24 protein-coding genes are annotated in these 23,129 nt (G+C 67.1%); 16 read left to right on the top strand and 8 right to left on the bottom strand.

Translation table 11 applies throughout. The annotated features are described in order from the left end of the window. Positions 1-424 precede the first annotated feature (424 nt). On the bottom strand, positions 425-1,456 hold the full coding sequence (gene coaA, locus FB468_RS15625; protein WP_141888649.1) for a type I pantothenate kinase: 1,032 nt from the start codon (positions 1,454-1,456) through the stop codon (positions 425-427). 31 nt (positions 1,457-1,487) lie between these two features. On the opposite strand from coaA, the gene glmS reads away from it, so the two are divergent. The 8 genes from glmS to FB468_RS15585 all read left to right on the top strand — a co-directional run bounded on the left by glmS (position 1,488) and on the right by FB468_RS15585 (position 8,342). Further along, positions 1,488-3,338, top strand: coding sequence for a glutamine--fructose-6-phosphate transaminase (isomerizing) (gene glmS, locus FB468_RS15620; protein WP_141888647.1), 1,851 nt, complete (start codon positions 1,488-1,490; stop codon positions 3,336-3,338). Further along, complete coding sequence (locus FB468_RS15615) at positions 3,335-3,700, top strand: holo-ACP synthase (RefSeq protein ID WP_141888646.1); 366 nt, start codon at positions 3,335-3,337, stop codon at positions 3,698-3,700. Before glmS ends, FB468_RS15615 begins: the two co-directional genes overlap by 4 nt. Beyond that, complete coding sequence (alr, locus tag FB468_RS15610; RefSeq protein ID WP_141888645.1) at positions 3,697-4,836, top strand: alanine racemase; 1,140 nt, start codon at positions 3,697-3,699, stop codon at positions 4,834-4,836. The genes FB468_RS15615 and alr overlap by 4 nt, the downstream gene beginning before the upstream one ends. Before the next feature lie 38 nt (positions 4,837-4,874). Continuing rightward, the gene (gene tsaE, locus FB468_RS15605) at positions 4,875-5,348 is read left to right on the top strand and encodes a tRNA (adenosine(37)-N6)-threonylcarbamoyltransferase complex ATPase subunit type 1 TsaE (RefSeq protein WP_141888982.1); all 474 of its coding nucleotides are present in this window, start codon (positions 4,875-4,877) and stop codon (positions 5,346-5,348) included. Beyond that, entirely contained in the window at positions 5,345-6,007 is a 663-nt protein-coding gene (tsaB, locus tag FB468_RS15600) for a tRNA (adenosine(37)-N6)-threonylcarbamoyltransferase complex dimerization subunit type 1 TsaB (RefSeq protein ID WP_246056004.1), read from the top strand. The genes tsaE and tsaB overlap by 4 nt, the downstream gene beginning before the upstream one ends. Next, positions 6,004-6,456 carry a ribosomal protein S18-alanine N-acetyltransferase gene (gene rimI / locus FB468_RS15595; RefSeq protein ID WP_141888644.1) on the top strand — a complete coding sequence of 151 codons (453 nt, stop codon included), beginning with the start codon at positions 6,004-6,006 and terminating at the stop codon, positions 6,454-6,456. Before tsaB ends, rimI begins: the two co-directional genes overlap by 4 nt. Then, positions 6,453-7,559 carry a tRNA (adenosine(37)-N6)-threonylcarbamoyltransferase complex transferase subunit TsaD gene (gene tsaD, locus FB468_RS15590; protein WP_141888643.1) on the top strand — a complete coding sequence of 369 codons (1,107 nt, stop codon included), beginning with the start codon at positions 6,453-6,455 and terminating at the stop codon, positions 7,557-7,559. Before rimI ends, tsaD begins: the two co-directional genes overlap by 4 nt. 72 nt (positions 7,560-7,631) lie before the next feature. After that, complete coding sequence (locus FB468_RS15585) at positions 7,632-8,342, top strand: DUF4190 domain-containing protein (protein WP_141888642.1); 711 nt, start codon at positions 7,632-7,634, stop codon at positions 8,340-8,342. Between the two features lie 27 nt (positions 8,343-8,369). On the opposite strand, the gene FB468_RS15580 is transcribed toward FB468_RS15585, so the two are convergent. Beyond that, positions 8,370-9,659 carry a THUMP-like domain-containing protein gene (locus FB468_RS15580; RefSeq protein WP_246056002.1) on the bottom strand — a complete coding sequence of 430 codons (1,290 nt, stop codon included), beginning with the start codon at positions 9,657-9,659 and terminating at the stop codon, positions 8,370-8,372. Continuing rightward, positions 9,659-10,033 (bottom strand): DUF4190 domain-containing protein, encoded by a 375-nt coding sequence (locus tag FB468_RS15575; protein ID WP_246056000.1) that lies wholly within the window; start codon positions 10,031-10,033, stop codon positions 9,659-9,661. The genes FB468_RS15580 and FB468_RS15575 overlap by 1 nt, the downstream gene beginning before the upstream one ends. A 203-nt stretch (positions 10,034-10,236) precedes the next feature. Here FB468_RS15575 and groES point away from each other — a divergent pair, with 203 nt between their 5' ends. From groES to guaB, 3 genes are all read left to right on the top strand, one after another. Continuing rightward, complete coding sequence (gene groES / locus FB468_RS15570) at positions 10,237-10,533, top strand: co-chaperone GroES (protein ID WP_042544383.1); 297 nt, start codon at positions 10,237-10,239, stop codon at positions 10,531-10,533. A 125-nt stretch (positions 10,534-10,658) separates the two neighbouring features. After that, a complete protein-coding gene (gene rarD / locus FB468_RS15565; RefSeq protein ID WP_141888640.1) occupies positions 10,659-11,591 on the top strand; it encodes an EamA family transporter RarD in 933 nt (310 codons plus the stop codon). A 38-nt stretch (positions 11,592-11,629) separates the two neighbouring features. Next, a complete protein-coding gene (gene guaB, locus FB468_RS15560) occupies positions 11,630-13,132 on the top strand; it encodes an IMP dehydrogenase (protein WP_141888639.1) in 1,503 nt (500 codons plus the stop codon). A 33-nt stretch (positions 13,133-13,165) separates the two neighbouring features. Here the strand turns inward: guaB and FB468_RS15555 are convergent, their stop codons facing one another. Together FB468_RS15555 and FB468_RS15550 are read right to left on the bottom strand one after the other, a co-directional pair. Continuing rightward, positions 13,166-13,549: an ArsR/SmtB family transcription factor gene (locus FB468_RS15555; RefSeq protein WP_141888638.1), complete on the bottom strand. Its 384-nt coding sequence runs from the start codon at positions 13,547-13,549 to the stop codon at positions 13,166-13,168. A gap of 35 nt (positions 13,550-13,584) precedes the next feature. Beyond that, positions 13,585-14,544 carry a cation diffusion facilitator family transporter gene (locus FB468_RS15550; protein WP_141888637.1) on the bottom strand — a complete coding sequence of 320 codons (960 nt, stop codon included), beginning with the start codon at positions 14,542-14,544 and terminating at the stop codon, positions 13,585-13,587. Positions 14,545-14,675: 131 nt separating this feature from the next. Here FB468_RS15550 and FB468_RS15545 point away from each other — a divergent pair, with 131 nt between their 5' ends. From FB468_RS15545 to FB468_RS15525, 5 genes are all read left to right on the top strand, one after another. Then, on the top strand, positions 14,676-15,797 hold the full coding sequence (locus FB468_RS15545; RefSeq protein ID WP_141888635.1) for a GuaB3 family IMP dehydrogenase-related protein: 1,122 nt from the start codon (positions 14,676-14,678) through the stop codon (positions 15,795-15,797). A gap of 2 nt (positions 15,798-15,799) precedes the next feature. Then, positions 15,800-16,702 carry an SURF1 family cytochrome oxidase biogenesis protein gene (locus tag FB468_RS15540; RefSeq protein WP_246055998.1) on the top strand — a complete coding sequence of 301 codons (903 nt, stop codon included), beginning with the start codon at positions 15,800-15,802 and terminating at the stop codon, positions 16,700-16,702. A gap of 10 nt (positions 16,703-16,712) precedes the next feature. Then, on the top strand, positions 16,713-17,201 hold the full coding sequence (locus FB468_RS15535; RefSeq protein ID WP_141888633.1) for a DUF3817 domain-containing protein: 489 nt from the start codon (positions 16,713-16,715) through the stop codon (positions 17,199-17,201). Continuing rightward, a complete protein-coding gene (guaA, locus tag FB468_RS15530) occupies positions 17,198-18,781 on the top strand; it encodes a glutamine-hydrolyzing GMP synthase (RefSeq protein WP_141888631.1) in 1,584 nt (527 codons plus the stop codon). The genes FB468_RS15535 and guaA overlap by 4 nt, the downstream gene beginning before the upstream one ends. Positions 18,782-18,955: 174 nt before the next feature. Further along, positions 18,956-20,110: an NYN domain-containing protein gene (locus FB468_RS15525; RefSeq protein WP_141888978.1), complete on the top strand. Its 1,155-nt coding sequence runs from the start codon at positions 18,956-18,958 to the stop codon at positions 20,108-20,110. Between the two features lie 13 nt (positions 20,111-20,123). Here FB468_RS15525 and FB468_RS15520 read toward each other — a convergent pair whose 3' ends face one another. The 3 genes from FB468_RS15520 to FB468_RS15510 form a co-directional block, all read right to left on the bottom strand. Further along, complete coding sequence (locus FB468_RS15520) at positions 20,124-21,113, bottom strand: aldo/keto reductase (RefSeq protein ID WP_141888629.1); 990 nt, start codon at positions 21,111-21,113, stop codon at positions 20,124-20,126. Beyond that, complete coding sequence (locus FB468_RS15515; protein WP_141888627.1) at positions 21,110-22,039, bottom strand: amidohydrolase family protein; 930 nt, start codon at positions 22,037-22,039, stop codon at positions 21,110-21,112. Before FB468_RS15515 ends, FB468_RS15520 begins: the two co-directional genes overlap by 4 nt. 199 nt (positions 22,040-22,238) lie before the next feature. Beyond that, on the bottom strand, positions 22,239-23,057 hold the full coding sequence (locus tag FB468_RS15510) for a Bax inhibitor-1/YccA family protein (protein WP_141888625.1): 819 nt from the start codon (positions 23,055-23,057) through the stop codon (positions 22,239-22,241). Between the last annotated feature and the right edge of the window lie 72 nt (positions 23,058-23,129).

Here is a 23,129-nt window from a genome sequence, read left to right as displayed (position 1 = left end):
CAGTGCAGGGGCAGTGCCCAGCATCCGCGCAGCTGGCGCCCCGGCAGTCCGAAGCAAGGGGCCAGAACGCCAACTCGGCCCGGCTTGTCGCAGGAGGTACCTATGGGATCGGAAGTCGGTATGCACCGAGCCCGGGCCTGACGGCATTCCTAATGCAGATCCCAGAGTTATTGCGCGCGGTATCCGTCGGGGACGGCAGGCCTGAGGCGGCAGGTCGGGGACTGCAGGCCTGAGGCGGCATGCCGGGAACTGTAGACCGGAGGTGGCATGCCCAGGGCAGGCCGGGGACGGCATGACCCGGAGCAGCGCCCACGAGGTACCAATGGGAACACCAGCGGGAATGGGCAGAGCGGGGCTGCCGGGCATGCAAACTGCAGATCCCAAGGTTTGGCGCGCATAACCCCAGAGAGCCGGTGCGCCGGCCCTACAGCTTGCGGAGCAGCACCTTTTCGACCCTGTGGTCGGCCCCCTTACGGAGCACAAGCGTCGCGCGCGCCCTCGTCGGCCGAATGTTCTCAACGAGGTTGGGCTCGTTGATTGACTTCCAGATGCCGTGCGCGTACGCGCGGCTCTCGGAGTCGCTCAGCGTCGCGAACTTCCGGAAGAACGAGTTCGGGTCAGAGAACGCCCCGTCGCGCAGCCTGAAGAAGCGCTGCGTGAACCACTCTTCGATGTGGTCGGTGCGGGCGTCGACGTACACGGAGAAGTCGAACAGGTCAGAGACGGCGAGGGGGTGCTCACGGGTCGGGGGCTGCAGCACGTTGAGGCCCTCAAGGATGAGGATGTCGGGCTGGCGAACCGTCGTGTACTCGTCGGGAACGATGTCGTAGATCAGGTGGCTGTAGTGCGGGGCGCGAACCTCGGGCATGCCCGACTTCACCTGCGACACGAACCGAAGCAGGGCCCGCCTGTCGTACGACTCCGGGAAGCCCTTGCGGTGCGCGATGCCGCGCCTCTCAAGCTCGGCGTTCGGGTACAGGAAGCCGTCGGTCGTAACGAGGGTCACGTTCGGGGTCTCGGGCCAGCGGGCCAGCAGGTCGCGGAGGATGCGGGCAACGGTGGACTTACCAACGGCGACCGACCCCGCGACCCCGATCACGAAGGTGCTCTGCTTCTCGCCCTCGCGCTTGAGAAAGCTGCGAGTTCGCTGATGCATCTCGCGCGCGGCGATCGCGTACTGGTTGATGAGGCGGCTCAGCGGCCGGTAGACCTCCGAGACCTCCTCGACGTCGAGGGAGACCCCGAGACCGCGGAAGGCCTCGACCTCCTCCTCGGTAAGCGGCATGGGGGTTTCGCCTGCCAGCCTGGCCCACTCCGACCGCCCAATCTCTGCGAACGGCGAAGTGAACTCTGGCCGCACGAGCGTCTGAGTTTCGGGGCCGAGCACGAGGTTCCGGGAGCTTTCGTCGTCGCGAGCAAGATCGGTGACTGCGCCTTCGCTGTGTTTTTCGCTCATCGCACTCCATCGTGCCACTAAAATCGAGGGCATGTGTGGAATCGTAGGATATGCAGGCCCAAATGAGACCATTGAGGCCCTCCTGAACGGCCTTCGCCGACTCGAATACCGCGGATACGATTCCGCGGGCGTCGCCGTCATCGATGACACTGGCGGTATCTCCGTTCGGAAGAAGTCGGGCAAGCTCGTAAACCTTGAGAACCTGCTCGAGGCGAGCCCCGTGAAGGCCGCTGGCACCGGTATCGGGCACACTCGCTGGGCGACACACGGCGGCCCGACCGACGTGAACGCACACCCGCACCTTGGGGATGACGGGCGCCTTGCCCTGATCCACAACGGCATCGTTGAGAACTTTGCCGAGCTCCGCGACGAGGTTGTTTCGCGCGGCGCAGAGCTGAAGAGCGAGACCGACACCGAGGTCGTGGCGGCGCTGCTCGGTCTTGAGACCGCGTCGGGGAAGGACCTCGAGAGCGCGTTCCGTGACGTCGTGCAGCGCCTGCACGGCACGTTCACGCTGCTCGCGATGCATCAGAGCGAGCCCGGCAAGATTGTCGCCGCCCGTCACCACTCGCCGCTGGTCGTCGGCCTCGGCGACGGCGAGAACTTCCTCGGTTCTGATGTCGCGGCGTTCGTTTCTTCGACGCGCAGGGCAGTGGTTGTTGAAGAAGACAACATCGCGATCATCACCCCCGAGAGCGTGCGAATCACCGACTTCGCGGGCGCCGACGTGGCGTTCGAGGAGTACGAGGTTGAGTGGGACGCAGGCGCGGCAGACAAGGGCGGCTGGTCGTCGTTCATGGCGAAGGAAATCAACGAGCAGCCCGAGGCGATCGCGAACACCGTTCGCGGCCGCATCGTTGACGGCCACGTCGAGATCCCTGAGCTCTCGGCGCTCGGCGCTGACAAGCTGCAGAACATCGACCGCATCATCATCGTTGCGTGCGGTACCGCCTCGTACGCGGGCCTTGTCGGTTCGTACGCGATCGAGCAGTGGGCCCGCATCCCGGTCGAGGTGCAGCTCAGCCACGAGTTCCGCTACCGCGACCCGGTGCTCACCGAGCGCACGATGGTCATCTCGGTGAGCCAGTCGGGTGAGACGATGGACACGCTCATGGCCGTGAAGTACGCGATCGAGCACGGCGTCACCACGGTGTCTGTGTGCAACACGCAGAGCGCGACGATTCCGCGCGAGTCTGATGCGGCAGTCTACACGCACGCCGGCCCCGAGGTTGCTGTTGCGTCGACGAAGGCCTTCGTCGCCCAGATCACCGCGCTCTACCTCGTCGGCCTGCACCTTGGCCGTGCGCGGGGAACGCTCTCCGCCGCAGACGAGGCAGCGGCGATCGAGCAGTTCGAGACGCTGCCCGAGAAGATGGCCGAGGCCGTCGCAACGCACGACCAGATCGCTGAGCTGGCGCACTGGATGGCAGACACCCGATCGGTGCTCTTCCTCGGCCGTCACGCGGGCTACCCGGCCGCTCTTGAGGGTGCGCTGAAGCTCAAGGAGATCGCGTACATTCACGCGGAGGGCTTCGCCGCAGGCGAGCTGAAGCACGGCCCGATCGCGCTCATCGACCACGGCCAGCCCGTGTTCGTGCTCGTGCCGAGCCCGCGCACGTCGCCGCTCATGCACTCGAAGGTCGTATCGAACATCCAGGAGATCCGCGCCCGCGGCGCGCGCGTCATCGCGATCGTTGAGAAGGGCGACACCGCGGTGCTGCCGTTCGCTGACGAGGTCGTGCGGATCCCGCTCACCGACGCGCTGTTCGACCCGATCCTTCAGGTGGTCCCGCTCCAGTGGTTCGCCCTCGAGCTCTCGACCGCGAAGGGTCTTGACGTTGACCAGCCCCGAAACCTTGCGAAATCGGTGACAGTCGAGTGATCATCGGCATCGGGGTCGACACCGTCGACATCCAGCGCTTCGAGCAGCAGCTTGAGCGCACCCCGAAGTTGCGCGAGCGCCTGTTCAGTGCGGCCGAGGGGCAGCTAGCGATCCCCTCGCTCGCGGCGCGATTCGCAGCGAAAGAGGCGCTCATCAAGGCACTCGGCGACTCGGGCGACCTCACCTGGCCCGACATGGAGGTGCGTCGGAACGAACTCAGGGCGCCTGAGTTCGTTCCGACGCGGGGCCTCACGGCGGCGCTCGAAGCGCGGGGGGCGGATCGAATCCACCTCACGATGACCCATGACACCGGGGTCGCCACCGCGTTCGTTATTGTGGAGCACGGAGGTGGGGCCGAATGAGAACCGGATCCATGCGGGTCGCCGAGATCTCGGTGTCGGCAATTCGAGCGAACGTTGGCCGCGTGCGTGAGCTCACGGGCGGCGCGCACGTCATCGTCGTGGTGAAAGCCTGCGGGTACGGCCACGACGCCGCGATCGCGGCGAGGGCAGCCGTGGAGGGCGGCGCCACGATGATCGCGACGGCCGACCTCGAGGAGTCGCTGAAGCTGCGGGAGAGCGGCATCGACGCGCCGCTCCTCTGCTGGCTGCACGGACCCCGGGTCGATTTTGCCGCCGCGATCGAGCAGTCGATCGATATTGGAGTGTCGCACCTCAGCCAGCTTGAGGCTCTCGCGGAGGCCGCGCGCCTGACGGGCAAACGGGCGACGCTGCAGTACAAGGTCGACACTGGGCTGAGCCGAAACGGCGCAGCCCGCGAGGAGTGGGCGGCGCTGTTTGCCCGGGGTGCCGAGCTCGAACGCGAGGGAATCGTGCGGGTGCGGGGCATCTTCAGCCACCTCGCGAACGCTGGCGAAGAGGCTGACCTCGCCCAGGGCGCCCGCTTCGACGAGGCGATCGCGGCCCTCCGTGACGCGGGCTCTGAGCCCGAGATGATCCACCTCGCCGCGAGCGCCGCGACGTTCACGCGCCCCGAGCTCTACTACAACACGGTGCGCGTTGGCATGGCCGCCTACGGCCTGAGCTCGCTCGCGGGCAAGAACTCCGCGCAGCTCGGGCTCATCCCTGCGATGACGCTCCGCTCCGAGGTCGTCGCGCTGCGGGGCGTGCCCGCCGGCACCGGTGTCTCTTACGGCTTCAACCACGTCTGCGAGGTCGCGACGACGCTCGCGCTCGTGCCCGTCGGGTACGCCGACGGAATGCCGCGCGCGCTGAATGGCGCGGGCGCGTGGGTGACGATCGCGGGGGAGCGCTGCCCAATCGTCGGGCGTATCGGCATGGATCAGTTCATCGTCGACGTCGGCCCGATCGCGGGCCGCATCGACCTCGGCGCGCCCGTCGTGCTGTTCGGTGACCCAGAGCAGGGGTTCCCCTCGATCGATATCTGGGCGGGCCTCATGCGCACGATCAACTACGAGATCCTTGTTGGGATCGGGCCGCGCGTCGTGCGTTGCGCGATAGATGGGGAGGCAGCGTGAGCATCGTCGAGATCTATTCCGTCGTCGACCCCGACGCGATGCACGAGCTCGGTGTCGCGTTTGGGCGTGCGCTCGCGGCCGGAGACCTCGTCATTCTCACCGGGCCGCTCGGCGCCGGGAAGACCACGTTTACGCGCGGGATCGGGGAGGGCCTCGGCGTTCGCGGCCCCGTTCAGAGCCCAACGTTCGTGATCGCGAGGACCCACCCGTCCCTCGTCGGCGGCGCACCGCTCGTGCACGTCGACGCGTACAGGCTCGCCGACGCGTCGGAGGTTGAAGACCTCGACCTCGACTTTGACGGCTCCGTTGTTGTCGCCGAGTGGGGCGCTGGCCTCGTCGGCGTGCGCGACTCGTGGGTCGAAGTCGTCATCGAAAGGCCCGTCGGCGGCGGCGATACCGGTGCGGGTGACAACGTAGACGATTCAGCAGACTTCGCGGAGGCTCCCGTTGAGCCCCGCACACTCACGGTCACCGGGTACGGCCCGAGGTGGCAGAACGGGGTACTGGCGTGACGAGTTTCGACGTGCGCACGGTGAGCGCGCCCGAGCTTGGGGAGCGCGTGATTCTCGCGATTGACACGTCGCTCGGCACGAGCGTCGCCGTCGGAGCTGGCGGCAGCGTTGTCGAGGTGTCGAGTGACGACCCGCGCGGGCACGCCGAGGTCGTCGGCGCGCTCATTGATCGCGCGCTTTCTGAGCGAGGGATCCTGGCCGCCGCAGTCACCGACGTCGTCGCGGGCATGGGCCCTGGCCCGTTCACTGGCCTGCGCGTGGGCATCGTCGCCGCCCACGCGTTCGCGCTCGGCCGGGGGCAGTCGGTGTTGCCGCTCGTGAGCCACGATGCGGTCGCGCTCGAAACGCTTGAGGCCGGGGCGACTGCGGGCGTTCGCGTGGTGCAGGACGCGAAGAGGCGCGAGCTGTTCGTCACCGACTACGCTTCGCTTGACTGGGCCGGCTGCCCGGAGCGGGCGGCCGAGCCCGGGCTCGTCGCGCGCGAGGGCTACGAGGCCGTGCCGAACGAGGTGTGGCCCGAGCGAGTCCCCGCCGCCGCACTCGTGCGCCTGGCGGCCCGGCGGCTTGCCGCGGGGCGGGCCTTCGAGCCTGACCAGGCGCTCTACCTGCGACTGCCCGACGTCATGCAGCCGAAGGCACCGAAGCCGGTGACCCCGTGATCCTGCGCGATGCGACGCTCGGCGACCTTGACGAGATCGCCGAGCTCGAACGCACGCTGTTTCAGAGCGACGCGTGGAGCCGTGAGATGGTGCGCGACGAGCTTGCGGGCGAGCACCGACGCTACATCGTGCTGACGGACGACGGGGGAGTGCTGCGCGGGTACGCCGGCCTCCTCGTTCTCGGTTCCGACGGCGACATTCAGACGATCGCGGTCACGCCAGAGCTCCGTGGGGCCGGCCACGGGCGCGCGCTCATGAACGAGCTGCTCGACGAAGCGGCGCGGCGCGGCGCGACTCAGGTGTTCCTTGAGGTGCGCGCAGACAACCCGGCGGCTCGGGGCCTCTACGCGTCGCTCGGGTTCACGGAGATCGGCGTGCGCCCGCGCTACTACCAGCCAGAGGGCGTCGACGCGATCGTCATGCTGCTGCGGTTGAAGGAGCGACAGTGAGTGAGAGGGGCGCCGTGGGCGCGACAGAAGCAACCGGGCCGCTCGTGCTCGGCATCGAGACGAGCTGCGACGAGACCGGGATCGGGATCGTGCGCGGGCGAACGCTGCTCGCGAATGCGATCGCTTCGTCGATGGATGAGCACGCGCGCTTCGGCGGCGTGATCCCCGAGATCGCAGCGCGCGCCCACCTTGAGGCGATGACCCCAACGATCGAGCGCGCGCTCGCTGACGCGGGCGTCACGCTCGACGAGATCGACGCAATCTCCGTGACCGGCGGCCCGGGGCTCGCCGGCGCGCTCATGGTCGGAGTCTCTGCCGCGAAGGCGCTCGCCGTGTCGCTCGACAAGCCGCTGTACGCCGTGAACCACCTCGTGGGCCACGTCGGCGCCGACCTGCTGCACGGCGATGGGCTGCGGCCAGCCGTCGGAACTGTTGGCGAGCTTGAGCTACCGACCGTTGCGCTGCTCGTCTCGGGCGGCCACACCTCCCTGCTGCTCGTGCGCGACCTCGTGAGCGACGTCGAGATGCTCGGTGAGACGATCGACGACGCAGCGGGCGAGGCCTTCGATAAGGTCGCGCGGCTGCTCGGTCTGCCCTACCCGGGTGGGCCTCACATCGACAGGGTCGCAGCTGACGGAGACCCCCAGGCGATCCGCTTCCCACGCGGCCTCACCCTCCCGAAAGACATGGAGAAGCACCGCTACGACTTCTCGTTCTCGGGGCTCAAGACCTCGGTCGCTAGGTGGGTCGAGAAGCGGCAGGCAGCGGGCGACGACGTGCCCGTTGCTGACGTCGCCGCGAGTTTCCGCGAGGCCGTCGTCGATGTGCTGCTCACGAAGGCGCTCGCCGCGTGTCAGGATCTCGGGGTGCCCCGGCTGCTCCTTGGCGGCGGCGTCGTCGCGAACGCGCGGCTGCGCGAGGTCGCGGCGGAGCGGGCCGCCGCCGCTGGCGTCGAGCTGCGCGTGCCGCCGCTGTCGCTCTGCACCGACAACGGCGCGATGATCGCCTCGCTCGGGGCGCAGCTCGTTGCAGCGGGCCACGCCCCGTCGGAGCTGACCTTTGGGGCGGACTCCACTCTCCCGGTCACTGACATTCAGCTGTAGCCCAGACCGCGTGACAATGTATCGTTGTAGGTAAGGGCTATGCCCTCATCGACCAATACCGTTAGGAACGATATGTCCGACAACACGCCGAACACTGATCCCGGAGCTGCCCCGGAGCAGCCCCAGGCAACGCCCGACGTTCCCGCGTCGCCGGCAGCTACGCCGCCGGTTGATCCGTCGGTGGTGCCCCCGGTCGCGCCGCCGCTGCCTCCCGCCGCACCCCAGTTCCCGGGTGAGCCGAACGCCGCACCGCAGTTCCCCGGCCAGCAGCCGCAGGGCCAGCCGTTCCCGGGCCAGCCGGTACAGGGCCAGCCGCAGCCGACCGAGTTCCCGGCGGCGCCCGGTGCGCCGTACGTTGCCCCCGCGGCTCCCGGCTACCCCGCTCAGCAAGAGCAGGGCTTCCAGCAGGGCTATGGCGCGATGCCGCAGGCCCCCGGCTACGCTCCCGTGCCGACCGCCGTGCCGGGTAAGACGCTCGGTATCGTCGGCCTGATCGTCTCGTTCATCCTGCCGATCTCGCTCGTTGGCCTGGTGCTCAGCATCATCGGCCTCGTGCAGTCGAAGAAGGCGCAGGCAAAGAACGTGCCCGCAGTCGTCGGCATCATCATCGGCGCGCTCGGCGTGATCACCGGCATCATCCTCGCCGTCGTCTTCATCGGTCTCGCGGTCGCTGGCGCGGAGGCCGCGCAGGCCTGCCTCGACGGCGCTGACTCAGTGCAGATTTTCGGCGACACCGTTTCGTGCTCGACGATCCTCTCCGGCGCGTACGAGTACAGCTACTAAAGAGGGGCCCGCAGGGGCGACCGACGCTCAGCAGCGCTCGGCGAGCAGCGCCACGTGCCTGTTCGCCGAGCGGCTGAGGATGAGGGTGGCCGAGTGTGGCCCCTTCAACCGCATGCGAGTGCGAAGCGCGGCTGGATCAACGTCCACGCCGCGCTTTTTGATTTCTAGGCGGCCGATACCGCGTGCCGCGAGGGCTCGCTTGAGATCCTTTTCGCGGGCCGGGAGCTCCTCGATGACCCTGAACGCCTGCGCGAACGGTGTGTGCGCCGGGCGGTCAGCGGTGAGGTAGGCGATGCCCTCGCGAAGCATGCCGGCACCGAGCTCTTTGGCGAGCAGCCCGATCAGCCGCGCCCGGATCACGGCGCCGTCGGGCTCGAAGAGGTACTCGCCGAGCTCACGGGCCTCTGCATCGGGGGCGTCGGTCGCGGCTCGCAGCTCGTGCACCGTCGGCGCGGCCAGTGGGCCGTCGTCGTGGCTCACGAGCGTCGCCGACCGGCCCACGCCGGCGCGGGCCGCCTCACCGAACCAGAGCCCCATCTCGACGACTTGACCGTCGACCGAGACCCACTGGGCCTCGGCGTCGGATGGAATCAGCTCGCGGTCGAGCCCCGGGCCGAGCTTCACGCCACCAGCGACGGCACTTCGGGCCGCACGGAACGCGAAGTCGAGCGTTGGCGAGTAGTCGTCGGACGACGCCAGGCGGCGGGTGTCGCGGTGGCCCGCGGTGCGTCGCGCCGGGTCGAGGAACACGGCGTCTGCGTCGCCGGCGCCAACCACGGTCGCGTCACCCACGAGTACGTCGAACTCCGGCGAGCCGCCAGCGGCCGCGAGGCCGCGCGCTTCGACGGCGAGGTTGTGCTCGGCGAAGCGCGCGGTGAGCGGGTCGAGCTCGACCGCGCGGACGCGTTTGCCGGCGCGCAGGAAGGCGAGCGACTCGGCGCCCAAACCGCAGCCGAGGTCGGCGACAGCCTTGCACGACGCGAAGCGGGCCGCGTGCAGCTCGGCAACGTGGGCACGGGAGGCCTGCTCGAGGCCCGCCTGCGTGAACAGCATGTCTGGTGCGTTCGCGCCGAACTTGGGGGCGGCGCGATCGCGCAGCCCCGCGACGGTGAGCGCCGCCGCAAGGAGTTCGGGGTCAGCGCCGTCTTTGCGAAGGCGCTGGTTCACGAGGTCGGGGGCATCGCCGGCGGCTCTGAGCGCTGCGATCCGCCCGAGCAGGTCATGGCCGTCGGGTGTCGTGAGCCCGTCCCAGCCGGGGGACGACGAAACCGGCCCCGGGTGCATCACCCGGGGCCGGTCGCTCGGTTCAGCGCTCACTAGTAGGTGTAGCTCCCGCTCGCGGCGGCGCCGATGACCATGACGATAAAGCCGATGTAGGTCACGAAGAACAGCACACCGAGGGCGATGGCGCAGTACCCGTAGATGACGGCCGTGAGCGCAAGCCCGCGCCCCGCGTCGCCCGTGCGCTTGATCTGGTTCAGGCCGAGGTGCCCAAAGATGATGCCCGCGATGGGCACGATGAACGTGAGGATGACGGAGACGAGCGCGTACGTGTTCGTGTCCTTCACCGTCGTGCGAACGGTCTGCTGCACTGGGTAAGCGTATTGCTCAGGGGCTGCGTACTGCGCGGCCGCCGCGTCGTGGCTGCCCGGGGTGTATGGATTCGGGTCGGAAGGCTGGGTGGTGCTCATGGCGCTCCAAGTCATTCAATAGTGTGACCTCAGTGTACCTACCGCTCCTCGGGGGTGCACGGGCGCGTGTTCGCTGTGCGCGATTCGGTCGCCGAACCGTTGGCACTCACCTTGCATGAGTGCCAACAGGGGCCATAGAATCTCGTACAAGAGGCACCCCCTTTCGGGGTGCGTAACCCAACAGCTTTGGAAAGAGGTCAACCGTGTCGGTCGCCATCAAGCCGCTCGAGGATCGTATCGTCATCCAGCAGGTCGAGGCAGAGCAGACCACTGCTTCCGGTCTCGTCATCCCTGACAGCGCGAAGGAAAAGCCCCAGGAGGGCAAGGTTGTTGCAGTGGGCCCCGGCCGCGTCTCGGACAACGGCACCCGCATCCCCGTCGACGTAAACGTCGGCGACATCGTCATCTACTCGAAGTTCGGTGGCACCGAGATCAAGGCCGCCGGCGAAGAGTACCTCGTGCTCTCGAGCCGAGACATCCTCGCGGTCATCGAGCGCTAAGCGCGTTCTCGCTTTCGGGCCGGGGCTCACCGTTCAGGTGGGCCCCGGCCTTTTGCTGTCCAGGGGCGGGGGAGCGGAGGGCCGCGCGGTGCCCACGCCGCCCTCCGACGCCGTAGACTGTCAAGGTGAAGGACACTCGTGCTGGCTTAGGGTATGGAATCGGTGCGTATCTCATTTGGGGAGCTTTCCCGCTCTTCTTCACGCTGATTGCCGTTGTCAATCCGTTCGAGGTTGTGTCTTGGCGCGTCGTCACGACGCTCATCGTCTGCGCGGTGATCGCCACCGTGACGAGGCGCTGGGGGCTCATCGCAAACGTGCTGAAGCAGCCGAAGACGTTCGGGCTGTTCGCCCTGTCGTCGGTCTTGCTCTACGCGAACTGGCAGATCTTCGTCATCGGCGTCATCAGCGGCCACGTACTCGAGACCGCGCTCGGCTACTTCATCAACCCGCTGTTCACGATCCTGTTCGGTGTGATCTTTTGGCGCGAGAAGCTGTCGCGATTGCAGTGGATCGCGGTGCTCATCGCGGGCGCTGGCGTGCTGTACTCGGCGATCTCGTACGGCAAGGTGCCCTGGATCGCGCTCGGCCTCGCGCTCTCATTTGGGCTGTACGGCGTCGTGCACCAGCGCATTGAAGACGTTGACGGGGTGACCGGGCTCACCGTTGAGACCCTGGTATCTGTGCCGATCGGCCTCGTCCAGCTCGCCATTGTTGGCTCGGTCGCGGGCCTCACGGCCTTCTCGCACGGCGGTGGAATCACCGCGCTCGTGCTCGTGAGCGGGCTGCTCACGGCGATCCCGTTGATCCTCTTCGGCGAGGCCGCGCGCAGGCTCCCACTCACCTACGTCGGCTTCCTGCAGTTCCTCACCCCAGTGCTCGGGTTCCTGTTCGGATACTTCATCATGCACGAGGACCTGCCTGTCGAGCGCTGGGTCGGCTTCATTGCCGTCTGGATCGCCCTGATGTTCCTCATCGCCGACATGATCTTGAGGCTGCGGCGTTCGCCAAGCGCGGACCTCGCCCATCAGCCTCACACAGGCCCCATTCCCTTAGACTAGATAGTCTTCGACGACGCCACGAGCATTAAAGAGGTTGTATGGAACAGCGTGACCCCTTCGCGTTCACAGGACTCACCTACGACGACGTGCTGCTGCTGCCCGCGCACACGGATGTCATCCCGAGCGAGGCGGATACCTCGACGCAGCTCACGAGGCGCGTGCGACTTGCGATGCCGCTCATTTCGGCCGCAATGGACACCGTGACTGAGACGCGCATGGCGGTTGCCATGGCCCGCAACGGCGGCCTCGGCATCCTGCACCGAAACCTGTCAATTCAGGATCAGGCGGAGATGGTCGACCGCGTGAAGCGGTCGGAAGCCGGCATGATCACGAACCCGCTGACGACGACTGTCGATGCGACGGTCGCTGAGGTCGACGCGATCTGCGGCGAGTACCGGGTGTCGGGCCTGCCCGTCGTCGACTCCGCCGGGATCCTGCTCGGAATTATCACGAACCGCGACATGCGCTTCATCGATCCCAAGGACCGCGCGAACGTTCGCGTGTCTGAGGCGATGACCCGCATGCCGCTCATCACGGCTCCCGCCGGGATCTCCAAGGACGAGGCTGCCGAGCTGTTCAAGCAGCACAAGATCGAGAAGCTGCCGCTCGTCGACGGTGAGGGACGCCTCACCGGGCTCATCACCGTGAAGGACTTCGACAAGGAAGAGCAGTACCCGCTCGCGACGAAAGATGACGCCGGTCGGCTGCGCGTCGGTGCCGCTGTCGGGTTCTTCGGTGACGCGTGGAAGCGCGCTGGCTCGCTCCTCGAGGCAGGCGTCGACGTGCTCGTTGTTGACACCGCCAACGGCGATTCGAAGGGCGTGCTCGACATCATCGCGAAGATCAAGGGCGACCCGGCGTTCGCTGGCGTCGACGTGATCGGCGGCAACGTGGCGACCTACAACGGCGCGAAGGCGATCGTTGACGCTGGCGCTGACGCTGTGAAGGTCGGCGTTGGGCCGGGCTCGATCTGCACGACCCGCGTGATCGCAGGCGTCGGTGTGCCCCAGGTGACCGCGGTCTACGAGGCGGCGAAGGCGGCGACGCCCGCAGGGGTGCCCGTGATCGCTGACGGTGGCCTGCAGTACTCGGGCGACATCGCAAAGGCACTCGTTGCTGGCGCGTCGTCGGTCATGATGGGTTCGCTGCTCGCGGGCACCGATGAGAGCCCGGGCGACCTCGTCTTCGTCGGCGGCAAGCAGTACAAGACCTACCGCGGCATGGGCTCGCTCGGCGCGCTCCAGACCCGTGGAGAGCGCACCTCGTACTCGAAGGACCGCTACTTCCAGGCAGACGTCCCGAGCGACGAGAAGCTCATCCCCGAGGGCATCGAGGGCCAGGTGCCGTACCGCGGCCCCGTCGGCGCCGTCGCGCACCAGATGGTCGGCGGCCTGCGCCAGTCGATGTTCTACGTTGGCGCGCGCTCCGTGACCGAGCTGAAGGAGCGCGGCCAGTTCGTGCGCATCACCTCGGCCGGGCTCAAGGAGAGCCACCCGCACGACATCCAGATGGTCGTCGAGGCACCGAACTACCGCAAGTAGGGGAGCCCAGCGGCGCGAGGGGTCGCGGAGGAATCAGTTCGATTCTGCCGCGGCCCCTTTGCCGTGCACGGGGCAGAGCGCGACGTGGTCGCCCGTGAGCGCGAGCAGTTGCTCGGCCGCGGCAAACAGCTGCGTGACGGCCTCGCCATGCAGTAGCGAGTACACCGAGGCCCTGCCCTGGGGGCGCGAGGTAACGAGCCCGGCGTCCTTGAGCTTCGCGAGGTGCTTCGAGACGGTGCTCTGGGAGAGCCCGAGGTGCTCTGTGAGGTCGACGACACGGTGCTCGCCGAGCTGCAGGTGCTGGAGAATGACGAGTCGCGACGGGTCGCTGAAGCTGTGGAAGAGGCAGGTCGCTGGTGCGAGCGCCTCGAGCTCGCTCGCTCGATCCCCGTCAGCCGTTCCCGCTTCGTTCGTCATGCATCGATGATACTGCCCGCCGTGCGAGGGCCCGATCACGCGGACTGCCGGGAGGAAGCGAGCTCGCGGTGCATGAGCCCCTCGTGCTCGATGTGAGCTCGCTCCTCGAACTGGAACGTGCAGTGCTCGATCCCATACTGCTCCCGCATCGTGGTAGTGAGTTCATCGAGCAAGCGCGAGTGGCCACCCGCGGTCTCGGTCGTGGGAGAGGGCACGACGTGCGCCGACATGACGGAGACGCCACTCGTCAGGCCCCAGACGTGCAGGCTGTGCACCTCATCGACACCATCGGTGTCGGTGATGCTCGCGCGGACCTCATCGAGGTCGATGCCCTGCGGCACCCCCTGCATGATGAGGTTGATGGCCTGCTTCAGCAGCATGAACGCGCGCGGCAGGATGATGACGCCGATCGCGGCGGCAGCGATCGCGTCGCCCCGGTTCCAACCGAGCGTCACGTTGAGAATGCCCGACACGATGATCGCGGCAGCGCCGATCCCGTCACTCATCACCTCGAGGAATGCCGCCTTCACGTTCAGGCTCTCCTTCGCGCCGCGGCTGAGGATCACGAGCGAGGTCGCGGCGCCAATGAGGCCGACGACCGCGAACGCGATGACGCCACCGCCCGCGACGTCGCCCGGGTTGAACCAGCGCTCGACCGCTTCGAACAGGATGTACCCGCCGAGCCCAAAGAGCAGCAGGCAGTTGATGAGCACGGCGACGATCTCGGCGCGCATTAGCCCGTAGCTGCGCTTCGCGGTCGCCGCGCGCGTCGCGAAGAACGTCGCGATGAGGGCGATGAGGATCCCGCTCGCGTCGACAGCCATGTGCATCGCCTCGGCCGCGAGGGCGAGGCTGTTCGTCACGAGTGACCCGATGACTTGGGCGACGATGATCGCCGCGTAGATCGCGAGCACCACAAAGAGCCGCTTTCGGTGGCTTCCCGTTGCTGTCTGCAGGTTTCCCGCGCCGTGATCGTGGTTGTGGCCCATGCCCATTTCGCTGTCCTCTCGATACCATGATTCATCGCTTAATGGTGATGATAGCTGATGTGGGCGATATTGTCGCCCCGGGCGACAAGGAGGGGCGTCTCAGGATGGAGCGCTCGCGCACCAGATAGACTGTCTGGGTGAGCAACGAGATCGAGATTGGTCGCGGAAAGCGCGCCCGCCGTGTCTATACATTCGACGAGATCGGCATTGTGCCAACGCGGCGTACCCGCGACCCAGAGCTCGTCTCCACCTCCTGGACGATTGACGCGTTCCAGTTCGACATTCCGGTCATGGGCGCGCCGATGGACTCGGTGATGTCACCGGCCACCGCGATCCAGCTCGGCCAGCTCGGCGGCCTGGGTGTCCTGAACCTTGAGGGCCTCTGGACGCGGCACGAGAACCCCGAGCCGCTGCTCGAGGAAATCGCGCGCATCGACGACGAGGTTGCGGCAGTGAAGCGGATGCGCGAGCTCTACGCTGCGCCGATCAAGCCAGAGCTGATTCGTGACCGCCTCGCCGAGATTCGCGACGCAGGCGTGACCGTGGCGGGCGCGCTCTCGCCGCACCGCACCGCGGAGTTCACCGACACGGTCGTGAAGGCCGGCGTCGATCTCTTCGTCATCCGCGGCAACACTGTCTCGGCCGAGCACGTCTCGGTGAAGGGGCGCGAGCCGCTCAACCTCAAGCAGTTCATCTACGAACTTGACGTCCCCGTCATTGTCGGCGGCGCTGCGACCTACCAGTCGGCGCTGCACCTCATGCGCACCGGCGCCGCGGGCGTCCTCGTCGGTTTCGGTGGGGGAGCGTCGTCGACGACGCGCGTGACGCTCGGAATCCGCGCACCAATGGCAAGCGCGATTGCCGACGTCGCGGGGGCTCGCACCAACTACCTCGACGAATCGGGCGGGCGCTACGTGCACGTCATCGCGGATGGCGGCCTCGGGACCTCGGGCGACCTCGTAAAGGCGATCGCGTGCGGCGCCGACGCGGTGATGCTCGGTGCGGCCCTCGCGCGCGCAACCGATGCTCCGGGCCGCGGCTGGCATTGGGGCCAGGAGGCACACCACGACGACCTGCCCCGCGGTCGCCGCGTCGCGGTCGAGCCGCTCGCGCCGCTCGCGGAGATCATGAACGGCCCCGCGAATATCGCCGATGGCAGCGCCAACCTGCTCGGCGCACTGCGCCGCGCTATGGCGACGACAGGCTACTCCGACGTGAAGGAGTTCCAGCGGGTCGACATCGTTCACGCTGAGCGCTAGCAATGGCATCGCGGACGCCCGAGTATCTCGGGGAGCCGACACTCGGGCAGGTCATGCGGCGGCCCCAGTGGATCGCGGCGCTCGTGCTTGCAATGGTCGTCGCTGCCGTGTTCGCGTGGCTCGGCCAGTGGCAGATGGGTAATGCGATCCGCGACAACGTCGACGACCTCACGGCCACGGAGACCGTGCGCCCGATTGACGACCTCACGGAGCCGATGGCAGGCATCCCCGAGATCGCGGCCGGCGCTGTGGTGTCAGTTGAGGGTGCGTTCGCGCCGGGCGACTTCGCCGTCGTGAGCGACCGCATGAACCGGGGCCCCGATGAGTCGGCCGCGCGCACTCAGGGCGCCTGGGTCGTCGGTCACCTCGTGCGTAGCGAGCAAGACAATGCGAGCCTCGCGGTAGCTGTCGGCTGGGCCCCGAGCGACGCCGAGGCGCGGGCTGCGGCTGATCGGCTCAACGGCCTTCCCGCCGACACCGTGCGCGCGCTCGAGGGGCGCTACCTGCCGGCCGAGGCTCCGGAGATGCCAAGGCCCGACGTCGACCCGCACTCGATGCGCACGATGGTGCCTGCGTTCCTTGTGAACGAGTGGGCCACCACGCCGGCTGGCCCGATCTACGGCGGCTACCTCGTGCTGCACGACGCGGGCGACGCCCCCGACCTCGCGGGCGTCGGCCTGACCCCGATCGACTCCGTCGCGCCGAGCGCTCCCGAGAAGGTGAGCTGGCTCAACGTGTTCTACGCGATCGAGTGGGTCGTGTTCGCCGGTGTCGCGCTGTTCCTCTGGTACCGGCTCGCGCGCGACGCCTGGGAGAAGGAACACGAAATTCTCCTGCTGACCGCTGCGGCTCAGGCCGAGGAAGTCGCCGCCGCCGGTGAAACCGGCACCACACCTAAACCATAGAATGGAAGTCATGCAACTCCAGCCCAAGCCCGAGGACTACCCCCGCATTCGCCGTTCGCTGCGCGTGTACAAGGTCACCTCGGTCATCACCGGGATCATGCTCCTGCTGCTCTGCGCGGTGATGGTCATGAAGTACGCCTTCAAGGTCGAGTTGTTCCTGTTCACTCCGAACGGCTTCGCCGAGTTCCTCCCGACGATCCCGAAGGGCCAGGAAGCTGAGTTTGTGCGCGAGGGCTTCGACCTCTTCAAAGCGATCCTGATCGCGCACGGCTGGTTCTACGTCGTGTACCTCATTGCGAACTTCATGCTCTGGAGCCCGATGCGGTGGAACTTCGGCAAGTTCCTGCTGCTCGCGCTCGGCGGCGTGATCCCGTTCCTCTCATTCATCCTCGAAGGGCGCATCGCCCGCGAGGTTACGCAGTTTTTGGATGCGAAGGAGGCGGCTCTCGCCGACTCCGCCGCACCCGCTGACCCAGATCGCCAGGAAGGCAAAGCATGACAGAAGTAGCGCACGACGGGCACCGGCCCGTTCTCGTCGTCGATTTCGGTGCGCAGTACGCGCAGCTGATCGCCAGGCGTGTACGCGAGGCCGGGGTGTACTCCGAGCTCGTTCCGCACACCATCAGCGCAGACGAGGTCCGCGCGAAGAACCCCGCAGGCATTGTGCTCTCGGGCGGCCCATCGTCGGTGTACGAGGAGGGGGCGCCGGCATTTGACGACGCGATCTTTGACCTCGGCATCCCGGCGCTCGGCATCTGCTACGGCTTCCAGGTCATGGCGCGCGCTCTTGGCGGCACCGTTGGCAACACGGGGGACCGCGAGTACGGCGCAACCGAGGCCCAGGTGCTTGGTGGCGGCGGCGCGATCCTCGCGGGCCAGCCTGAGAACCAGAACGTCTGGATGAGCCACGGCGATGCCGTGCAGCAGGCGCCCGAGGGGTTCGACGTGCTCGCAAGCACCTCGGTTACCCCGGTCGCGGCCTTCGGCTCGCCCGAGCGCAAGATGTACGGCGTGCAGTGGCACCCCGAGGTGAAGCACTCCGAGCATGGCCAGCGCATTCTCGAGAACTTCCTGCACACCGTCGCCGGTATCCCGGCCGACTGGAACGCAGGCAATGTGATCGCTGAGCAGATTGAGGCGATTCGCGCGCAGGTCGGCAACGCTCGGGTGATCTCGGCGCTCTCGGGCGGCGTGGACTCGGCGGTTTCGACGGCGCTTGTGCACGAGGCGATCGGCGACCAGCTCACCGCGGTCTTCGTTGATCATGGGCTGCTGCGCAAGGGTGAGCGCGAGCAGGTCGAGCGCGACTACGTGGCGTCGACCGGCGTGCGGCTCATCACCGTCGACGCGGCCGACATCTTCCTTGGGCACCTCGCGGGGGTCACCGACCCCGAGGAGAAGCGCAAGATCATCGGCCGCGAGTTCATTCGCGCGTTCGAGAAGGTGCAGCTTGACCTCGTGGCCGAGGCGAAGGCCGAGGGCGAGCCCATCAAGTTCCTCGTGCAGGGCACGCTCTACCCCGACGTGGTTGAGTCGGGCGGCGGCGCAGGCACCGCAAACATCAAGAGCCACCACAACGTTGGCGGGCTGCCCGAGGACCTCGACTTCGAGCTCATCGAGCCGCTGCGTGCGCTCTTCAAGGATGAGGTTCGGGCGATCGGGCGCGAGCTCGGCCTGCCTGAGGCGATCGTTGGCCGACAGCCGTTCCCCGGCCCCGGCCTCGGCATCCGTATCGTTGGCGAGGTGACTCGCGAGCGTCTCGATATCCTCCGCGAAGCAGACGCGATTGCGCGCGCTGAGCTCACCGCCGCCGGCCTCGACGATTCGATCTGGCAGTGCCCCGTCGTGCTGCTCGCCGACGTCCGCTCGGTCGGCGTCCAGGGCGATGGCCGCACCTACGGCCACCCGATCGTGCTGCGCCCCGTGTCGAGCGAAGACGCGATGACCGCCGACTGGACTCGCGTCCCGTACGACGTGCTCGCGCGCATCTCGAACAAGATCACGAACCAGGTGCCCGACGTGAACCGCGTTGTGCTCGACGTGACGTCGAAGCCGCCGGGGACCATCGAGTGGGAGTAATCCCGGGCCTCACGCAAACGCCCTGAGATCTGCGATGTGAATGCCGGGTGCACGTAGCACCCGGCATTCTTTTTGTTGTTTGCATTGGGTGGGACTGGGGTAAGTCCTGGAGGCTGTCTCGTAGATGTGCTGCGAATACGCGCGAGAACCTGCGACACTGGGTGTGTGCTTGATATGCAGAACGGTCGCGTAGCGGTCTACCTCGACTTCGATAACATCGTGCTCTCGTGGTACGACCGCGTGCACGGGAGAAACTCGTTCTCGCGCGACAGGCAGCGGATCGCCGAGGGTGACCGCGATCCCGAGATCACTGCGCGGCTCGAAGCCGCCGTCGTCGACGTCGGCGCGATCATCGACTATGCGTCATCGTTCGGCACGCTGGTGCTGACGCGCGCGTACGCCGATTGGTCGGCGCCGATGAACGCGGAGTACCGTTCGCAGCTCGTCGCGCGTGCTGTGGACCTCGTGCAGCTTTTCCCCGCGGCGGCCTACGCGAAGAACGGCGCTGACATCCGTCTCGCCGTCGATGCCGTCGAAGACATGTTCAGGCTCGAAGACCTCACCCACGTGATCATCGTCGCTGGCGACTCCGACTACGTGCCGCTCGCGCAACGCTGCAAGCGACTCGGCCGGTACGTTGTTGGTGTGGGCGTCGCGGGCTCGACCGCGAAGTCTCTTGCCGCTGCGTGCGACGAGTTCACGAGCTACGACTCACTCCCCGGCGTGCAGCCTCCCCGTCAGCGAGGCGAAGACGACAAACCGAAACGCGGCCGCGGCGGTTCGAAGCGCGGGGGATCAGGGCGCTCCGAGGACCAGGCCGCCGATGAGCCCGTTCGGGCTGAGGCTGAAACCGAGGCCGGAACCTCGGGCGCGGCTTCTGGAGAGGGCGCCGACGCGAAGTCCCCCGAACCGGGGCGCTCGGGAAGCCGCCGTGCCCAGTCGAACAAACAAGACCAGCAGGGCCAACAAACGCAGCAGACTGAGCAGACGCAGCCGGATAGCAAGGCCGCCTCTGGCGCTCACACGTCGTTTGCCGAAGACCACGACGATGACGCGCTCGATTCAGAGTTTGAGAGTGAGGAGGAGCGCGACATCGCCGTCACTGGCCTGCTCATCCGCGCGCTCTGGCTGAGCCAGGACACTGACGACTCGGGCTGGCTCTACAGCTCGGCGGTGAAGCAGCAGATGCGCCGGATGGACCCGTCGTTCAACGAGAAGGCGCTCGGGTTCCGCTCGTTCTCCGACTTCCTCCGCTCGCGCTCCGACGTTGTGGAGCTCGAAGAGAGTGGTCACGAACGCCTCGTGCGGCTCGCGGACCAGTCGAGCTAGCGCCGAGGGCGTGCTAGCCAAACGCGCGCTCGTCGATGAGCCCACTCGACACGAGGTCTTGCCAGAGCGCGTCAGGAACGGCGGTCTCGTACCGCGCGGACGTGTCGGGGATATGCGTTGAACGCGACGCACCGACGACGACCGAGGCAACGCCCGGTTGCCGGAGCGCGAATGCCAGCGCAGCGTCTGGCAGCGTGACGCCGTAGCGTTCGCAGACGTCAGCGAGCGCGTTCGTGCGAGCAACAAGCTCGGCAGGCGCGTCCGCGTAGTTGTACTGCGCGTCGGAGGCCGGGCGAGGCGTCGCGAGTAGACCAGAGTTGTAGACGCCTGCCACCACGACCGAGGCGTCTGCCGCCCGCGCCGCGGGGAAGAGGTCGGAGAGCGAACCCTGCTCGAGTAGTGTGAACCGCCCGGCAACCATCACAACGTCTGCGTCCCCCTCGGTGATGAAGCGTGCGAGCATCGCTGACTGGTTCATGCCAGCGCCGAAGCTCGTGAGCGTCCCCTCCTCTCGGAGTCGTTGGAGGGCGGGGACGGCGCCTGAGATCGCCTCCTCCCAATGCTCGTCGGGGTCGTGGATGAACGCGATGTCGATGCGGTCAAGGCCGAGACGTTCGAGGCTCTCCTCGATCGAGGCGAACGTGCCTGAGGCGCTGTAATCGAGGGCGCGTCGCTTCGTCGCAGGAACCGCGAACCCCTCGGTGTCATCCCCGATGCCGCCGGGATTTGGACGAATGAGGCGGCCGACTTTTGTGGACACCACGTACTCGTCTCGCGGGTAGCGACGCAGCGCGGCACCGAGGCGTTCCTCGGAGAGCCCAAGGCCGTAGTGCGGGGCAGTATCAAAGAACCGGATCCCCGCGGACCACGCCGCATCGACGATCTCGTCGACGGTCGAATCAGGCATTGCTCGGTACAGGTTGCCGAACTGGGCTCCACCGAGACCGAGCTCGGTGAGCCCCAGGCCGGTGCGGGTTCTCCTGCGAGGGATGGCGGTGTTCATGAGATCCTTTGCGTGCTGGTGCGGCCTGGGTCCGCGAGCGGGGGTGGAGTGGCTGTTGGCTGTGAGCTGCCAACAGTGGCTGCGAGTCCGCGGTACCAGACGCTAGCCGTGCCAGCCCAGATCGCTGCCTGCTCGCCCACGCTGAGCGGCGCGACGACCTGCTCGACGATTGAAACGGTGGCCCCGTGGCCGCCGCCGAGCACACTGACCGGCCAATCGCTGCCAAACATCATGCGCTTCGGGCCGAACGCCTCAAGCGCAACGTCCGCGTATGGTGCGAGGCGAGCCGTGGTCATCTTTAGCGCGTCGAACGTGAGGAACCCCGAGAGTTTGCACGCGACGTGCTCGTGGCCGGTAAATGCGGCGATGTCGACCGCCCACGTCCGAAAGTCCACCTCCCGCATGGTTGGTTTCGCGAGGTGATTGATGACCATCCGCGTCCCTGCGTTCGCGGATGCGAGGCGCTCAGCGGCACCCAGATTCGCAGGGGTGAGGAGGAGGTCAAGGGCAAGGCCGCGCTCGGTGAGGGCGCTTGCAAGGGCATGGACCGGTGGGGAATCGAGGTAATTCGGATCGGGGCTGTACTCGGCGGCGACGCGCACCCCGGCGAGGCGCTCGCCACCTGGCCCCGCCAAGAGGGCGTCAAGTTGCTCGCCGGCTGGGCGCGGGTCGGTGTCGATATCGACCCAGCCGACGACGGCCGCGAGTCGGGGATCCTTGGCGGCGAGGGCAAGTACCTCAGGCGTCTCCGCAGGGTCGGGAACAGTCTGGACGAAGACGCCATGCGTGACGCCTGACGGCTCTGCCGCGGCCGCCCAGTCATGCAATGCGTAGGGGCCTCCGATGGCCACCTGGGTGGCTTCATCCATCCACCCCTGTGGGCGCACGGACTGATCCCACAGATGGTGGTGTGCGTCGATTCTCATCGTTGATCCTCCATGCGGGTGTGCTCGCTCTAGGTGCCGCTGTGTCCACAATATCGTGTATCGAATCAGGGTATCGTGCAGGATTCTGCGCGGCGGGATAGTCCGCTCGCTGGGAGAACAACGAGGAGAAACAGAACGGTGGCCCGGAGTAGAACTCCGGGCCACCGAATGCAGCGGGTTGCGAGGCCCGACTGGCGAGCTAATCGCGGAAGATCGCGATGATGCGCAGGATCTCGAGGTACAGCCACACGAGCGTGACCGTGAGGCCGAAGGCGGCCGACCAGCCCCACTTCTCGGGGACGCGGTTCTGCACGCCGTTTTGAACGAGCTCGAAGTCCATCACGAGCGAGTACGCCGCGAGCAAGACAGCGAGGCCACCAATAATGAGGCCGAGGGTGCCGCCGCGCAGACCCCACGGGTCAGTGTTCAGGCCGGTGATCATGACGACGAAGTTCACAAGCGAGAACACGAGGTAGCCTGCCATTGCGATCAGAACGATCTTGGTGAGGCGGGGGCTGGTGCGCACCTTGCCGCTGCGGAAGAGTAGCAGAGTCACACCGAACACGGCGAGCGTGCCGATAACGGCCTGTGAAACGATGCCCGGGAGGCGCGCCTCGAAGGTGCCGGAGATGGCGCCAAGGAAGAGGCCCTGGGCTGCGGCGTAGAGCACGATGAGCGGAACGCTCGGCTCCTTCTTGAACGAGTTCACGAGCCCGAGCACGAGACCGGCGATTGCGCCCGGAATCATCAGCTGCGGAATCATCCAGCCAACCGCGCCAAGCGCGAGGACAATGACGAACAGCAGCACCGTCTTCGAGATTGTGTTCTCGTAGGTCATCGGGCGATCCGACGGCGTGATGACGGGCGGCTGGCCCGGGTTCACTGCCGAATCGAGCGGGGCGTCAACGCCGGGCCGATTCGTAGAGGCGGCCGGCTGATCGTAGATACGGTGCAGTTCCTCCGCAGTGAGGGTCTTGCCGTTCAATGCGGGGTTGTTGCTGAGGGCAGGATTGCTCATGCGCTGGGACCTTTCGAAGCGTGTTCGGGCAATGTTTCCAGTGTATAGATTCCGGCCAACAGCAGGCTGAGA

Origin of the sequence: Leucobacter komagatae (assembly GCF_006716085.1) — a bacterium.
GTDB lineage: Bacteria > Actinomycetota > Actinomycetes > Actinomycetales > Microbacteriaceae > Leucobacter > Leucobacter komagatae.
The sequence above is the reverse complement of the archived record's forward strand: the minus strand, read 5'-3'. Positions and strand labels throughout refer to the sequence as shown.